The sequence below is a fragment of the Rubrivirga aquatilis genome (genome assembly GCF_046845665.1).
In the GTDB taxonomy this organism is placed as follows: Bacteria; Bacteroidota; Rhodothermia; order Rhodothermales; family Rubricoccaceae; genus Rubrivirga.
Genome location: NZ_CP177355.1, coordinates 1,503,928 through 1,517,865, shown reverse-complemented (window position 1 = coordinate 1,517,865; position 13,938 = coordinate 1,503,928). Strand labels below are relative to the sequence as shown.

Here is a 13,938-nt window from a genome sequence, read left to right as displayed (position 1 = left end):
GGCGGGGACTGGCTGGCGGCTGCCCACGAAGAAGCCCCCCCTCGGATGAGGGGGGCGGCCGGCAGGCGGGGGGGTCGGGGATCGCGCCAGCGGGCGCGCTACGCCAGCGCCAGCGTCTCGATGGCCGAGCGCAGGATGCGGGCGCCGTCGGTGTTGCCCAACGTCGGGTCGCAGGCGCGCTCGGGGTGCGGCATCATGCCGACGACGTTGCCGGGCGCGTTGCGGACGCCGGCGATGTTGCGGGCGGAGCCGTTGGGGCTGGCGCCCGGCTCGCCGTCGGCGTCGACGTAGCGGAAGACGACGCAGTCGTCGTCCTCCAGCTGGTCCAGCACGTCGTCGGAGGCCGTGTAGTTGCCCTCGCCATGCGCGACGGGGACGGTCAGGATCTCACCGCGCGCCAGCCCAGCCGTGAACGGCGTCGCGGTGCTCTCGACGCGCAAGCGGGCGTCGCGGCAGGCAAAGCGCAAGCTGGCGTTGCGGACGAGCGCGCCGGGCAGCAGCCCGGCCTCGCACAACACCTGGAACCCGTTGCACACGCCGAGCACGGGCCCGCCCGTCCCGGCAAACCGGACGACGTCGCGCATCACGGGCGAGAACCGGGCGATGGCGCCGGCGCGGAGGTAGTCGCCATACGAGAACCCGCCGGGCACGACGACCAGGTCGGCGTCGCCGACGGAGCCCTCCTTGTGCCACACGAACCGGGCGTCCTGCCCGAGCACGTGCTTGAAGGCGTGGTAGACGTCGTGGTCGCAGTTGGAGCCTGGAAAGACGAGGACGGCGATGCGGGCCATGGGGGACGGGGAATGAGGAACGGGCGGAGGGAGGTCCGCCCGGCCGATGCGCGTGGGGTCCGTGGCTAATCTACCCGTCCGCACGAGGCGGCTCCGCGTCGGGAACGAATGCCTGCCCGTCCCCCTTTCCCCGGTCCCCGTCCCCATTCGCTGTGATCCCCAGGGAGCTGTTCCGCAAGATCCGCCACGTCGAGGTCCGCACGCGTGGGCTGGTCGACGACGTGTTCGGGGGCGAGTACCACTCGGCGTTCAAGGGGCGCGGCATCGAGTTCGCGGAGGTCCGGCCGTACCAGATCGGCGACGACGTCCGGACGATCGACTGGAACGTGTCGGCGCGGACGGGCGAGCCGCACGTCAAGCTGTTCGAGGAGGAGCGCGAGCAGACGCTGCTCCTCGTCGTCGACGTGTCGGCATCGGAGAGCTTCGGGAGCGCGCGCGCCAAGCGCGACCTGGCGGCCGAGGTCTGCGCCGTCCTCGGGTTCTCGGCGTTGCGCAACAGCGACAAGGTGGGGCTGGTGCTGTTCACCGACCGCGTCGAGCGGTTCGTGCCGCCCAAGAAGGGGAAGCGCCACGTGCTCCGGCTCGTCCGCGACCTGTTCGCCCACGAGCCGCGCGCGCGAGGGACGGACGTGGCGGCGGCGCTCGACCACGTGCTCCGCGTCCAGCGCCGCCGCGCGATCGTCGTGCTCGTGTCGGACTTCCTCATCCCCCAAGCGGCCGAGGCAGGCGTGGCGAAAGGGCTCCGGGTCGCCGCCCAGCGCCACGACGTCGTCGCGATCCGGCTGGTGGATCCGCGCGAGGAGGCGTTGCCGGCCGTGGGGTTGCTGAACGTGGTCGACGCCGAGACCGGGCGGGCGGCCCTCGTCGACACGTCCAGCGCCCGCGTCCGCGCCGCGTTCGCGGACCGCGCCGGGCGCCGGGCGGAGCGGATCGAGGCGGCCCTCAAGAAATCCCGCGTCGACCACGTGACGCTGCGGACGGACGTGGACTACGTGGAGCCGCTGTCGTCGTTCTTCCGCCACAGGATCCGATGAGAGGGAACGAGGAACGAGGAACGGGGCACGAGGGGCTCATCCGGGCGGCCATGCTATGCCTTGCGCTGGCGGTGCCCGCTGGCGCACAGACAGCGCGCATCGCCGTCCTGGCCGACTCGGCGTCGGCCGGGGCGCCGTTCCGCGTCGCCGTGGTCGTGGAGCGGCCCGCCGGGGCGCAGGTCACCTTCCCCGCTGGCCCGCTCGGCGACGCCGAGGTGCTGGACGTCGAGCGCAGACCGCCAGCGGTTCGCGGCGCGGCGCGGATCGACACGGCGCTGTACCGAGTCCGCGTGTTCACACCCGACACAGCACGCGTCGGCCCGGTGTCGATCCGCGTCGGGCCGGACACAGTCGTGGCTGCGACGGCACTCGTGCCTGTCCGCTCTGTGTTGTCCGGCGAGGCCGAGCCGTACGAGCCCGCCCCGGTCGGCGGGCCGCCGTCGTTCCCGAGCGCCATTCCGTTCCTGGTCGCCTTCGGGCTGCTGGCCGCCGTCGCGCTGTGGGCGACCGTCGGCTTCCTCCTACGCTCGTTCCGCAAGCCCGAGCCCGTCGTCGTCGTCGCCCCGGTCGACGCCGCGCTGGCGCGGCTGGTCCGCCTGGAGCACGAGGCGCCGGGCCCGAGCGCGCCGCCCGCCGAGACCGAGCAGCACGTGGTGGCCGTCCGCGACGTGCTCCGCCACTTTCTCGCCGCGAGGCTGGGCGTCCGCGCGCTGGAGGCCACGACGACGGAGCTGGCCGCCCGGCTCGATGCCGATGCCCGCGTCCCCGACGCGGCCGCCACCGCCGTCCGCGCCGCGCTCGACCCCGCCGACCTGGTGGCCTTCGCCCGCCAGCGCCCCGACGCCGACGCCGTCGCTCGTCTCCGGATGGCCACGCGCACGGCCATCGAGGCCGTCGAGGCGTCGCAGCGCACGCGCGAGGCCGCCAGCGGCGACGGGGCGCCTGCGGCGGGGATGAGGAACGGGGCATGAGGGACGGGCAGACCCCCACTCCGGAACCTCGGCGACTTTCCCCTTTCCCCTTTCCCGCCCCATGCACCAGCCTGTCGCCCCGCCGTTCTCCGAGACGCTCGTCCGCCGCCTGCGCGAGGCACGGTCCGTCGCCGTGCTGACGGGCGCCGGGATCTCGGCCGAGAGCGGTGTCCCGACGTTCCGCGACCCGGGCGGGCTGTGGCAGCAGTTCCGGCCCGAAGAGCTGGCGAACGTCGAGGCGTTCCTGGCGAACCCGACGCTGGTGCAGGGCTGGTACGCGCACCGCCGCGCGGTCGTGGAGGACGTGGCGCCGAACCCCGGCCACCACGCGCTCGCGGCGCTGGAGCGCTGGGTCGTCGCGCGCGGCGGCGAGTTCCTGCTGGCGACCCAGAACGTCGACGGCCTGCACGCCCGGGCGGGGAGCGAGCGCGTCGTCGAGCTCCACGGCTCGATCACGCGGTCGCACTGCATCGACTGCCACGCGCCCGCCGACGCCGCCAGCATCGAGGGCGGGGCGCTGACGTGCGAGGCGTGCGGCGGGCTCGTCCGGCCGGATGTGGTGTGGTTCGGGGAGGCCCTGCCCGAGGAGGCGTTCGCCGAAGCCGAGCAGGCGGCGGCGCTCGCGGACGTGTACCTGTCGGTGGGCACGAGCGCGGTCGTGTACCCGGCCGCCGGGCTCCCGCAGCTCGCGCGCCAGGTGGGCGCGTACGTGGCCGAGATCAACCCCACGCCGAGCGACATCGCGGGCGTGCTGAACGAGCAGGTGAGAGGGCTTGCGGGTGAAGTGCTCCCGTGGCTGGTTCGGGAACTGGGGACGGGGGATGGGGAACGGGCAGAGGGATGAGCGGCGAGCACGACCAACTCAACGAGCCCCCCGGCGGGTGCCGCGCCGTTCGTCACTACACGGATCTCGAGGTCTGGCGTCTGAGCATGGATCTCGCGGATGCCGTGTACGATGTGTCAGCGTCGTTCCCGAAGGTGGAAGCGTTCGGCCTGACCTCCCAAGTCCGCCGCGCCGCCGTCTCGGTCCCATCCAACATCGCCGAGGGGTGGGGCCGAGGCCGGACGAGGGAGTACATCCAGTTCCTCCGCTACTCTCGGGGCTTGCTCTACGAGGTCGAGACGCCGCTTCGGATCGCGCAGCGACGCAACTACCTGCCTGCCGGGGCGCTGCGTCCGATCCTCGAACTCTCCGCCTCGATCAGCCGGATGCTCAACCGCTTGATGCAAACGCTCGGCTAACCTCCGGCTCTGCCCGTTCCCCGTGCCCCTTTCCCCGATCCCTTGAGTTTTGCCTCTCCCCTCTGGCTGGCCGCCCTGCTCGCCGTGGCCGCGCTCGCGGTCATGGGCTGGCGGCGGCGCGGGCGGGCGCCGGGCGTGCAGTACTCCGTCGCCGGCGACGCCGCGGCCGTCGCGGGCGGCGGGTGGGGCCGGGCGCGGCGCGTGCCGGACGCCCTCCTGCTGGCGGCGCTCGCGCTCGGCATCGTAGCCCTCGCGCGGCCGCAGGAGCGCGACGCGACGGTCGAGCGGACGGCCGAGGGCGTCGACATCGTGCTCACGCTCGACGTCTCGACCTCGATGACGGCCGACGACTTCGTGCCCAACCGCTTCGAGGCCGCCAAGGCCGTCGCCGCCGAGTTCGTGCGCGGGCGCGAGTCCGACCGGATCGGGCTCGTGGTCTTCGCGGCGCAAGCGTACACGCAGGCGCCGCTCACGCTCGACTACCCGTTCCTGCTGACGATGCTCCAGGAGGTGCGAATGGGCCTCATCGAGGACGGCACCGCCATCGGCACGGCGCTCGCGACGGCGACGGCGCGGCTGCGCGACTCCGAAGCCGAGTCGAAAGTCGTCGTGCTGCTGACCGACGGGCAGAGCAACAGGGGGCAGGTCGACCCGCAGACGGCGGCGGAGGCAGCGGCGGCGCTCGGCGTCAAGGTCTACGCCATCGGCGTCGGCGGCGATGGGCCCGCACGGCGCGGCGGGCCGTTCTCGTCGCTCGGGCTGGCGCCCGCGCCCGAGGTCGACGAGGCCGCGCTCCGGCGCGTCGCCGAGACGACGGGCGGGCAGTACTTCCGGGCGACGGACCGCCAGGCGCTCCGCCAGATCTACGCCGAGATCTCGGAGCTGGAGCGGACCGAGATCGAGGAGACCGTCTTGCTCGACGTCGAGGAGCTGTACCCGTGGGCGCTGTGGCCCGCGCTGGCGTGCCTCCTGCTGGCGGTCGCCCTCTCGACGACGCGCCTGCGCGAGGTCCCCTGACCCCGCCCCGGCGGCGGGGCGGGGCGTGGATGCCTACTCGGACGGCGGGGCGTAGACCGCCTTCAGCGTCGCGAGGTACTCGGCAGCCGTACCCAGCCCCACTTCGGCGCGGCGCGCGTCGAGCGTCGCGTCGTCGACCGTCGGCGCGATGACCATCTCGCCGTCCGGCCCGGGCGCGGCCTGGGTGCCGTAGACCTGGGGCTCGCCCCGGCCGACGAGGACGCGGTCGAGGAGGAGCGCGTAGCTCTGGCCCGGGAGGTCGCCGGCGCGGAACGCAGCCTCCGCGAGCGGAAGCATCCGCGCCTGCACGTCCGGCGGGGCGTGCTGGACGATCAGGAACGCCGCATTCACGCCGTCGGCGCCGACGAGCGCGGGCGTCGGCCACCCGTGTGCGTCGACCAGGGCCTCGACGAAGGCGAGGTTGTCGGCGTCCGTCGTCATCATCTCGGCGAGGAGCGCGGCCACCTCGGGCGTCGGGTCGGCGAGGGCGCCGGTGGCGAAGGCGCCCGTGGCGATCAGCCGCTGGCGGACGTCCTGCTCGACGGCGAGCCGGTCGACAAGCTCAGCGCGGATCGCGGGCTCGGCGACGTCCTGGGCGATGGCCGGGGCGGCGAGGAGGGCGAGGGCGAGGAGAACGAGTTTCATCGGGGTGGGGGGTGGGAGGACTAGAGGCGGAGGCGGTCGCGCAAGGCCGCCGCGCGGCGGCGCGAGAACTCGACGGTCGTCCCGTCGGTGAGGCGGGCGAGCAGCCCGCCGTTGAGCGCGTCGTCGATGCCGACGACGTGCGCCAGCCCGACCAGGTCGGCCCGGCTGGCGCGGGCGAAGTGGGCGGGGTCGAGCCGGTCTTCGAGGCCCGACAGCGACCGCGCCACGACGGCGGTCTCCGGCCCGGCCGGCCCGTCGAAGTGGAGCCGCGTGTAGTTGCCGGCCGACTCGAACCGGCGGACGTCGCCGAGCCGGACGAGGTGCATCCGGTCGCCGTCCTTGACGAACACGCGGTCGCCGGGCCCGAGCGGGCCCCCAGCAGGGGTGGGCGCCTCGGCCGGCCGCGCCGCCGCCCGGGCCGCTACGCGGGCGACGGCCTCAGCCAGCCGCTCGGGGTCGACCGGCTTGAGCAGGTAGTCGAGCGCGCTCACGCGGAAGGCCCGGAGCGCGTGTTCGTCGTAGGCCGTCACGAACACGACGTCGGGCGCGGTGTCGAGCCCGTCGAGCAGGTCGAACCCGGTCCGCCCCGGCATCTGGACGTCGAGGAACAGGACGTCCGGGGCCGCGCCGTCGGCGGCGAGCCCGGCGAGGACGGCCTCCGCGGCGTCGGCGTCGACGGCCTCGGCGACGACCTCGACCTCGGGGTGGGCCGCGAGCAAGGTCCGGAGTTCCTGGCGGGCGAGCCGTTCGTCGTCCACGACGACGGCGCGGAGGGGGCGGGGGTTAGGCATCGGAAACGATGGGCAGGGTGACGGACGCCACGGCGCGCTCCGCGTCGACGGCGAGGTCGAGGCGGGCGGCGTCGCCGAACAGCAGGGCCAGGCGCTCGCGGGCGTTCGCGAGCCCGGTTCCGGTCCCGTCCGAAGCCGGCCCGCTCGCGGTCGGGTTCTCGACCCGGAGGGCGAGCCGGTCGCCGTCGCGCGCGGCCCGGACGACGACCTCGCCGCCGTCGCGGCGCCGGGCGACGCCGTGCTTGAGGGCGTTCTCGACGAGCGTCTGGACGAGCAGCGCCGGGACCGGCACGTCGAGCACGTCGTCGGCCACGTCGAGCCGGACGCGCAGGCGGCCGTCGAAGCGGAGGGCCTCGAGGTCGAGGTAGGTGCCGACGAGGGCGAGCTCGTCGCGCAGCGGGTGCGTCGTCTCGCGCCCGGCCGCCAACGTCCGGCGGAGCAGGCCCGAGAGCAGGGTCACCGCCCGGCGGGCCTCCTCGGGCTCGTCGCGGACGAGCGCGCGGACCGTGTTGAGCGCGTTGAACAGGAAGTGCGGGTTGAGCTGGTACTCGAGCGCCCGCATCCGGGACTCGGCGAGCGCGGCCCGCAGGCCCAGCCGCTCGCGCTCGGCGTCGGTGAGCCGGAAGGCGACGAGGCCGAACGCGTAGACCGTGGACCACGCCGCGAACAGGGCCGTCCCCATGAGCACGCTGCCGAGCGCCTCGACGGGCTCCGGCCACGGCTTCGGCCCGACGGCGTGGGGGTTCAGGACCGGCTCGGCGAGGCGGAAGAACACCGTCCCGACCGCCTGCATCGCCGCTGCGGCGGCGAACGACGCTCCGAGCAGGCGGACCGCGAGCGCCCACAGCGGGAGCCTCCGCCACCCCCGTCGTGTCGCGGCGAGGTGGATCCCGTGTGAGGCGCCGACGCAGAGGACGTAGGAGACCACGACCGCCGTCACGATCTCGAGCGTGCTGACGCCAGACCTCTCCCCGATCCCGCCCGTGAGCGCGGCGAGGCCGACCCAGATCCCGCCGAAGGCGGCCCAGCCGGCGAGCTGGCAGATCCAGTAGAGTCGGGTGCGGGTGGGGCGTCGGGGCATGGCCCGAGACTACCGCGTGACCCCGTCGGCGGCCGGCGGATTCGGACGGGCGGGGCGGCGGGGTGACGAGCGGCGGCGCGCGGGGATGGGCGGGGCACGCGCGCACCCCGCGCGGCGTTGGTAGCCTCCGTCCATGTCCTTCCGCTCCCCCGCCCTCCTGCTGCTGGCGGCCGTGCTCGTGCCGGCCGTCGTGGCCGCGTTCGCCGTCGCCGCGCGCAAGCGGGGCGAGGCGCTGCGGCTGTTTCTGGGCGACCGTGCCGAGGCGCGGGCGTCGGCGCTGCGGCCGCTCGCGCGGCACCGGCGGATCCGGGCGGCGCTCTTGGTCGGCGCCGTGGCTGCGGCCGCCGTGGCGCTCGCGGGGCCCCGGGCGGGGACGCAGCTCCGCGAGGGCCGCCAGGAAAGCCTGGACCTGCTGATCGCCCTCGACGTGTCGGACTCGATGCGCGCCGAGGACGTGGCGCCGTCCCGCCTCGACCGCGCCAAGCTCGAGATCGAGCGGATCGTCGAGGCCCGGCGCGGCGACCGGGTCGGGCTCGTCGTCTTCGCGGGCGACGCCTTCCTGCAAAGCCCGCTGACGACCGACCGGGGCGCGCTCCGCCTCTTTTTGAATGCCGCCGACCCCGAGCAGGTCGGCGTGCAGGGGACCGACTTTGCGCGCGCGCTCCGCACCGCCGAGGCGGCCTTCGACGCGGGCGCCGACAACGACCGCCGCCCCCGCGCCCTCCTCGTCGTATCGGACGGCGAGGACCACGAGGGCGGGCTCGGCGCGGCGGCCGACCGGCTTCGCGACAACGGCGTCGAGATCCTGGCGCTCGGCATCGGGACCGACGAGGGCGGCCCGGTCCCGGAGGTCTACCGCGGCCGGCGGCGCGGCGTCAAGACCGACCGGACCGGGGCGCCCGTCGTGTCGCGGTTCGCGAGCGGGGCGCTCGACGAGCTGGCGGGCGACGGGCTGTTCCGCGTCGAGCGCCGGAGCGCCGCGGACGCCGTTAACGAGGCGCTGGACCGGCTCGACCGGGCGGTCATCGCGCGCGACGAAGTGGCCGCGGCGGCCGAGCGGTTCCAATGGCCCCTCGGGCTCGCGCTCCTCCTCCTGCTGGCGGAGCGGCTCGTCGCCCTGCGCCCCCCGACGACGCGCGACGACGACGCGCCCACGATGGGTCCCGACGTGAACCGCTCGACGGCGCCGGTCGCCGCCGGCCTCGCGCTGCTCGTGCTGAGCGGGTGCGGGGATGCGTTCGTCGCCGTGTCACCGGGGGCGCGAGCGGGGCGCGCGGCGGTCTCGATGCTGGCCGACGGCGACGGCGAGGGCGCCGAGGCCCGGATCGTCCCCGCCCTCGCGCTGCCCGATCTGGGGCGGGCAATGCGCGCGAACCTGTGGCATACGCTCGGCGCCGCGCGCGCCGCCCAGGAGCGGTGGGCCGGGGCCGACAGCGCGTTCACGGCCGCGCTCGCCTTTGCCGACACGCCCGCCCAACGTGCCGCGCTCGCGGCCGACGCCGGGACCGCCGCGCTCTTGGAAGGGCAGCCCTCGCGCGCCGACTCCTTGCTGCGCGTCGCCCTGCGCTTGGATCCCGGACTCGCGCGCGCGCGGCGCAACCAGGAGATCGCGCGGCGCCTGATCGGCGAGGAGCCCCCTCCCCCGCCCGGTCCCTCCGACTTCGCCAAGGAGCTCAAAGCCCGCGCCGACTCGCTCGTCGCCGCGCGGCAATACCCGGCGGCCCTGTCCGTCATGCAGGACGGCCTGGCGCGCGACTCCACGGTCGCCGCCTATGCCGACTTTATCCAGCGTCTCGGCGGCGTCGCCGAGATCGAGACCTCCGTCCGATGATCCGCCCCCTTCTCCTGCTCGCGTCGCTGGCGCTGCTCGCGCAGGCGCCCCCGCCCCAGGCCATCGACCTCTACCACACCGGCGCGCAGGCCTTTATCGACGGCGACACCGGCCGCGCGCTCCAGGCCGTCCAGGCCGGGCTCGCGCTCGCCCCCGACGACGCCAAGCTCCAGGCCCTGCGCGACCTGATCGAGCAGCAGCAGGACGAGCAGGACGAGGGCGGCGGCCAGCAGGACCAGCCCCAGGACGGCAATGAGGGCGACGAGGGCGAGCCGGAGGGCGAGGGCGAGCCGCCACCGGGCGAGGGCGACTCGGACGCCGAGGCCGACCAGACGCGCACGCAGGACCAGCAGGCGGGCGAGGGCGAGGCGCCGCCCCAGCCGACCGGCACCCAGCAAGGCGCGATGACGCCCGAGCAGGCCGAGCGCATCTTGGACGCCGTCGGCGGTGAGGAGCAACTGCTGCTCCGCGAGCTCCGCCGCAACCCGTCGCAGCGCCAGCGCTCCGAGAAGGACTGGTGACCACTCCCCTCTTCCGCGCCCTCGTGCCCGTCCTGCTGGCGGCGCTGCTCGCCGCCGGCGCGGCGGCGCAGTCGGCGTCCGCGAGCCTGTCCGACACCCGGATCCGGGTCGGCGAGACGGTCACGTACACGGTCACCCTGGCAGGCGGGCGCGGCGAGCGCGTCGGGCCCCCGCTGGCGACCGGCGCGCTCCAACTCGTCTCGCGCCAGCCCATCCTCGACGCCATGACCAGCTTCAACGGGCAGGTCGAACGGCGCGTGGCGTGGGCGTACCAGGCCACGCGCCCCGGCACCGGACGTGTGGAGCGCTTCCGCGCGAGTGTGGCCGGCGTCCCGGTCTCCGCCCCCGCTCAGTCCGTCTTGGTCGTCGGCGGAGCGCCGATCGCCGGGCCCAGCGCAGCGCCGTCGGGCGGACGCGAGCTGTTCATCCGCGCCGAGCCGTCGCGGCGGACCGCCGTCGTCGGCCAGCAGATCGTCGTCGACTACGTGCTGTACTTCGAGCCCCAGGTGCAGCCCCGTGAGACGTCCCCGGTGGGGACGTGGGACGCGCCCGGGGCGTGGCGCGAGGAGCTCGACATCGGCCCGGCGTACCCGCGCCCGACGACCGTCGGCGGCGTCCCCTACGAGGCCGTCACCATCCGCCGCGTCGCTCTCTTCGCCACGCGCGCCGGGACGCTGACGCTGGCGCCGATGACGTTCTCGGTCGACCTCCTGCGGACGGACCGGAGCTTCTCGAACGACCCGTTCGCCCCGTTCTTCTCGCCCTTCACGCGCCGCCTGGAAGACCGCGAGGTGGTCGCCCCCCAGGCGACGGTCGAGGTTCACGCCTTGCCCGACGGCGCGCCCCCGTCCTTCGCTGGCGCCGTCGGCCAGTTCCAGCTCCGCACGACGCCGCCCGCCGTCGCCGTCGACGCCGGCGAGGCGGTCCGCGCCCGGATCGATATCACCGGGACCGGCAACATCGCAACGCTCGCCGCCCCCGAGCTGGAGGTCCCGCCCGGCGTCGACGTGTACGACCCGAAGGCCGAGCAGGAGCTGTTCCGGGGCGGCCAGACGCTGCGCGGGGTGAAGACCTTCAGCTACACGATGGTGCCCCAGGGCGGCGGCACGCTCGACATCCCGTCCGCACCGTGGACCTACTTCGACCCGGCCGACGGCCAGTACAAGACGCTGCGGACCGAGCCGCTGCGCGTCGAGGTCGACGGCCCCGCGCTGCTGTCGACGCCCGCGCCAGGCGCCGCGCCCGCCGCGCTCCTCACCTCCGCCGACTGGCGCCGCCCCTCCGGCGACAGCGGGTGGCTGTGGGGCGTGCTCGGTGGCGGGCTCGCGCTCCCCGCGCTCGCGGGCGGCTTGTTCCTCGCCGCCCGCGCCGGACGCCAGCGGCTCAACGCTGACACCCCCGACAAGCGCCGCCGCCGCGCCCACTCCGACGCCACACGCCGCCTCGCCGAGGCCCGCGGGCTGGCGGGGCCCGCCGGCTACGCGGCCGTCGAGCGCGCCGTCCGCGCCTACCTCGCCGAGCGCCACGGCGCACCACCCGTCGCCAGCATCGACGACCTTGCGGCCGCGCTCGCAGATGCGCCGCCCGAGCTCCGAACCCAGACGCTGGCCGTGCTCGCGGGCGCCACCCAAGGTCAGTTCGCGCCCGGCCTGGGCGCCCCGCCCGCCGCCGTGCTCGCCGACCGCGCCGAAGCCCTCCTCGTCGACCTCGACGCCCTCTCGTGACGCTCGCGCTCCTCCTGCTCCTCCAGCTCGCGCCCCAAGCCGAGGCCGACCGCCTGTTCCAGCTCGGCGTGGAGTTGGTGGCCGAGGGCGACACGTCCGGAGCCGTCGCCGCGTGGCAGGGCGCCCGGGCGACCGGGTGGGCCTCGGCCGCCGTCGAGCACAACCTGGGGACCGTCGCGCTGGCGCAGGGTCGGACGGGCCCGGCCCGGCTGCACCTCGAACGCGCCGCCCGCCTCGACCCGGCGGACGCGGCGATCGCGCGCAACGTGGCGCTGGCGCGAGCCCGCGCCGGGGCCCCGCCCCGTCCCGCCTCCGTCGACACGTGGCGCCAGGTGGTCAGCGTCGTGACGCCCCTCGGCGTGGTCGCGCTCGCCCTCGCGCTGGCGTTCGGCGCGCTCGGGCTCGCGCTCGGCGGGCGGTCGCGAGCGGCGATGGGCTTGGGTGTCGTCGCCGCCGCCGTCGTCTTGGCCGCTGGGTGGACCGTCCGCGACGCGACGCAGCCGCTCGGTGTGGCGCTGGCGGACGCCGTCGTCGTCGAAGCCCGGTCGCCGGATTCCCCGGCCGTCGCACGCCTCAAGGCGGGCGAGACCGCCGAGGTCGGGGCGGCCGTCGACGGATGGCGCCCGGTCCGCGTCGGCCGCGCCCAGGGCTGGGCCGCCGCCGACGCTGTTGCGCCGTTGTAACGCTTGGACCGTACGGGCCGAGCGCGCGAGGACTCGTGCCCCTCGCACGGAGCACCCCTACTCGGTCCGGCGATACGAGTGGCAACGGATCCGCGTTGGACGTGTCCTCGCCTCGCCGCCGCCCAGTACCTTCCCGTCATGGAACCCCACGTCTACACCCGAACCGAGGACGGCCAGCGGCGCGGCTGGGTCGAGGTCGTGTGTGGGAGCATGTTCTCGGGCAAGACCGAGGAACTGCTCCGCCGGCTCAAGCGCGCCCGGTTCGCGCGGCAGAAGGTGGCCCTCTTCAAGCCCGCCCTCGACACCCGCTACCACGACTCCGAAGTCGTCAGCCACGACGCGACGGCCATGCCATCGGAGGTGGTCCACACCGCCGAGCCGATGCTGCTGCTGGCGGGCGACGCCAGCGTCATCGGTATCGACGAGGCCCAGTTTTTCGGCAACGAACTCGTAGATGTCGTGCAAATCCTGGCCCGCGAAGGCCGCCGCGTCATTGTGGCCGGGCTCGACCAGGACTACCTCGGGCGCCCGTTCGACCCGGTCCCCCAGCTGATGGCCGTCGCCGAGCACGTGACCAAGCTGCACGCCGTCTGCGTGCGGTGCGGCGCGCCTGCGAACCACTCGCAGCGGATCGTCGCCGACGGCTCGCGCGTGCTGGTCGGCGAGGCGGAGGCGTACGAACCGCGATGCCGAACCTGTTTCCGGCCCGAGGCCGTCGTCGCCGCGCCCGTCGCGCTCCCGACCGCCGTGCCCGCCGCCACGCTCCCGCTCGCCACCGACGCCTGATCCCGCCGTGTCCCTCGTCACCATCGGTACCGCTCTCGCCGTCGCGATGCTGCTGGTGTCGGTCGTGGGCGGGTGGCTGGGCGACCTCAAGCGCGCCGGCGGCTCGATCTCGGCGCGAGAGAGCCGCGCCGCCGCCGACGGCTCCGGCCGCGCGTTCTACAGCTCGCGTGAGGCCCGCATCGACGCCATGCGCGAGCGGATCCACCGCGAGCGGATGCGCCGCGAGAAGGCGCGAGGCCCGCGCGTCGCGGCCAGCGCCAGCGGGCCCGAGCCCCGCCCCGACCGCGCCCCGGTCCGGCCGCCGTCTCCCGAGGCCGTCCACCGCGCCGTCCTCGACCTGCCGGCGGGCCCGGTGACGGCCGACGTGCTCCGCGTCCACTACCGACGGCTCGTGGTGGCCTACCACCCCGACCGCTGCGTCGGGCTCGGCGCCAAGCTCCAGCGGCTCGCGGAGGAGGAGACGAAGTCGATCAACGAGGCCTACGCCTTCTTCAAGCGCCAGCTGGGCGACTGACCCACCCGCCGGGCATTTTTTCTGCCGCCGGACGACCGGTTGCGCTGCGCTAGCCGCCCCGGTCCCCGTTCTAGGCTCTCGCCAAGAACGGGGGGCCCGCTCCGTCGCCACATCCACGAGCATGTCGGGCAGCTCGATGGGCTGGGACAGATCGGGCGCGGGCAGCACGACGGTCGCTCTCCACACGAGCCCGCACGCGGGATCGGTGAGGACGTCGGGGACGGTCGCCGACACCTAAGGGGCGTCAGGGTAGTCGTCGAGTGAGGCCCGGCTGCAGCCAGGCACGATGAGGTCAGCGATGAGGGCG

General features: G+C 75.1%; 15 protein-coding genes. 11 read left to right on the top strand and 4 right to left on the bottom strand.

Translation table 11 applies throughout. The annotated features are described in order from the left end of the window. Positions 1–98: 98 nt before the first annotated feature. Entirely contained in the window at positions 99–791 is a 693-nt protein-coding gene (gene purQ, locus ACLII4_RS06600; RefSeq protein ID WP_412070105.1) for a phosphoribosylformylglycinamidine synthase subunit PurQ, read from the bottom strand. Between the two features lie 152 nt (positions 792–943). On the opposite strand from purQ, the gene ACLII4_RS06595 reads away from it, so the two are divergent. The 5 genes from ACLII4_RS06595 to ACLII4_RS06575 all read left to right on the top strand — a co-directional run bounded on the left by ACLII4_RS06595 (position 944) and on the right by ACLII4_RS06575 (position 5,055). Further along, positions 944–1,825: a DUF58 domain-containing protein gene (locus tag ACLII4_RS06595; RefSeq protein ID WP_412070104.1), complete on the top strand. Its 882-nt coding sequence runs from the start codon at positions 944–946 to the stop codon at positions 1,823–1,825. 50 nt (positions 1,826–1,875) lie between these two features. Beyond that, a complete protein-coding gene (locus ACLII4_RS06590) occupies positions 1,876–2,796 on the top strand; it encodes a hypothetical protein (protein ID WP_412070103.1) in 921 nt (306 codons plus the stop codon). Positions 2,797–2,857: 61 nt separating this feature from the next. Beyond that, positions 2,858–3,640 (top strand): SIR2 family NAD-dependent protein deacylase, encoded by a 783-nt coding sequence (locus ACLII4_RS06585; protein WP_412070102.1) that lies wholly within the window; start codon positions 2,858–2,860, stop codon positions 3,638–3,640. Continuing rightward, the gene (locus ACLII4_RS06580; RefSeq protein WP_412070101.1) at positions 3,637–4,038 is read left to right on the top strand and encodes a four helix bundle protein; all 402 of its coding nucleotides are present in this window, start codon (positions 3,637–3,639) and stop codon (positions 4,036–4,038) included. Before ACLII4_RS06585 ends, ACLII4_RS06580 begins: the two co-directional genes overlap by 4 nt. 42 nt (positions 4,039–4,080) lie before the next feature. Then, entirely contained in the window at positions 4,081–5,055 is a 975-nt protein-coding gene (locus ACLII4_RS06575) for a vWA domain-containing protein (protein WP_412070100.1), read from the top strand. A gap of 33 nt (positions 5,056–5,088) precedes the next feature. Here the strand turns inward: ACLII4_RS06575 and ACLII4_RS06570 are convergent, their stop codons facing one another. The 3 genes from ACLII4_RS06570 to ACLII4_RS06560 are packed head-to-tail and all read right to left on the bottom strand — an operon-like array spanning position 5,089 to position 7,572. Beyond that, positions 5,089–5,700: a DUF6624 domain-containing protein gene (locus ACLII4_RS06570; protein WP_412070099.1), complete on the bottom strand. Its 612-nt coding sequence runs from the start codon at positions 5,698–5,700 to the stop codon at positions 5,089–5,091. A 20-nt stretch (positions 5,701–5,720) separates the two neighbouring features. Next, on the bottom strand, positions 5,721–6,491 hold the full coding sequence (locus tag ACLII4_RS06565) for a LytR/AlgR family response regulator transcription factor (protein ID WP_412070098.1): 771 nt from the start codon (positions 6,489–6,491) through the stop codon (positions 5,721–5,723). Beyond that, positions 6,484–7,572, bottom strand: coding sequence for a sensor histidine kinase (locus ACLII4_RS06560; RefSeq protein ID WP_412070097.1), 1,089 nt, complete (start codon positions 7,570–7,572; stop codon positions 6,484–6,486). Before ACLII4_RS06560 ends, ACLII4_RS06565 begins: the two co-directional genes overlap by 8 nt. A gap of 133 nt (positions 7,573–7,705) precedes the next feature. Here ACLII4_RS06560 and ACLII4_RS06555 point away from each other — a divergent pair, with 133 nt between their 5' ends. The 6 genes from ACLII4_RS06555 to ACLII4_RS06530 all read left to right on the top strand — a co-directional run bounded on the left by ACLII4_RS06555 (position 7,706) and on the right by ACLII4_RS06530 (position 13,631). Further along, positions 7,706–9,403, top strand: a complete 1,698-nt coding sequence (locus ACLII4_RS06555) for a VWA domain-containing protein (protein ID WP_412070096.1) — start codon at positions 7,706–7,708, stop codon at positions 9,401–9,403. Next, entirely contained in the window at positions 9,400–9,924 is a 525-nt protein-coding gene (locus tag ACLII4_RS06550) for a hypothetical protein (RefSeq protein WP_412070095.1), read from the top strand. Before ACLII4_RS06555 ends, ACLII4_RS06550 begins: the two co-directional genes overlap by 4 nt. Next, a complete protein-coding gene (locus ACLII4_RS06545) occupies positions 9,921–11,648 on the top strand; it encodes a BatD family protein (protein ID WP_412070094.1) in 1,728 nt (575 codons plus the stop codon). Before ACLII4_RS06550 ends, ACLII4_RS06545 begins: the two co-directional genes overlap by 4 nt. Then, positions 11,645–12,331, top strand: coding sequence for a hypothetical protein (locus ACLII4_RS06540; protein ID WP_412070093.1), 687 nt, complete (start codon positions 11,645–11,647; stop codon positions 12,329–12,331). Before ACLII4_RS06545 ends, ACLII4_RS06540 begins: the two co-directional genes overlap by 4 nt. A 138-nt stretch (positions 12,332–12,469) precedes the next feature. Next, complete coding sequence (locus tag ACLII4_RS06535; protein ID WP_412070092.1) at positions 12,470–13,117, top strand: thymidine kinase; 648 nt, start codon at positions 12,470–12,472, stop codon at positions 13,115–13,117. 7 nt (positions 13,118–13,124) lie between these two features. After that, the gene (locus ACLII4_RS06530; protein WP_412070091.1) at positions 13,125–13,631 is read left to right on the top strand and encodes a J domain-containing protein; all 507 of its coding nucleotides are present in this window, start codon (positions 13,125–13,127) and stop codon (positions 13,629–13,631) included. Positions 13,632–13,938: the final 307 nt, after the last annotated feature.

Excerpts from the sequence above, each read along its gene's own strand:
- ACLII4_RS06585 (WP_412070102.1), top strand. The coding sequence starts at position 2,858 with ATGCACCAGCCTGTCGCCCCGCCGTTCTCCGAGACGCTCGTCCGCCGC.
- ACLII4_RS06580 (WP_412070101.1), top strand. The coding sequence starts at position 3,637 with ATGAGCGGCGAGCACGACCAACTCAACGAGCCCCCCGGCGGGTGCCGC.
- ACLII4_RS06560 (WP_412070097.1), bottom strand. The coding sequence starts at position 7,572 with ATGCCCCGACGCCCCACCCGCACCCGACTCTACTGGATCTGCCAGCTC.
- ACLII4_RS06555 (WP_412070096.1), top strand. The coding sequence starts at position 7,706 with ATGTCCTTCCGCTCCCCCGCCCTCCTGCTGCTGGCGGCCGTGCTCGTG.
- ACLII4_RS06590 (WP_412070103.1), top strand. The coding sequence starts at position 1,876 with ATGCTATGCCTTGCGCTGGCGGTGCCCGCTGGCGCACAGACAGCGCGC.
- ACLII4_RS06535 (WP_412070092.1), top strand. The coding sequence starts at position 12,470 with ATGGAACCCCACGTCTACACCCGAACCGAGGACGGCCAGCGGCGCGGC.
- purQ (WP_412070105.1), bottom strand. The coding sequence starts at position 791 with ATGGCCCGCATCGCCGTCCTCGTCTTTCCAGGCTCCAACTGCGACCAC.
- ACLII4_RS06550 (WP_412070095.1), top strand. The coding sequence starts at position 9,400 with ATGATCCGCCCCCTTCTCCTGCTCGCGTCGCTGGCGCTGCTCGCGCAG.
- ACLII4_RS06565 (WP_412070098.1), bottom strand. The coding sequence starts at position 6,491 with ATGCCTAACCCCCGCCCCCTCCGCGCCGTCGTCGTGGACGACGAACGG.
- ACLII4_RS06570 (WP_412070099.1), bottom strand. The coding sequence starts at position 5,700 with ATGAAACTCGTTCTCCTCGCCCTCGCCCTCCTCGCCGCCCCGGCCATC.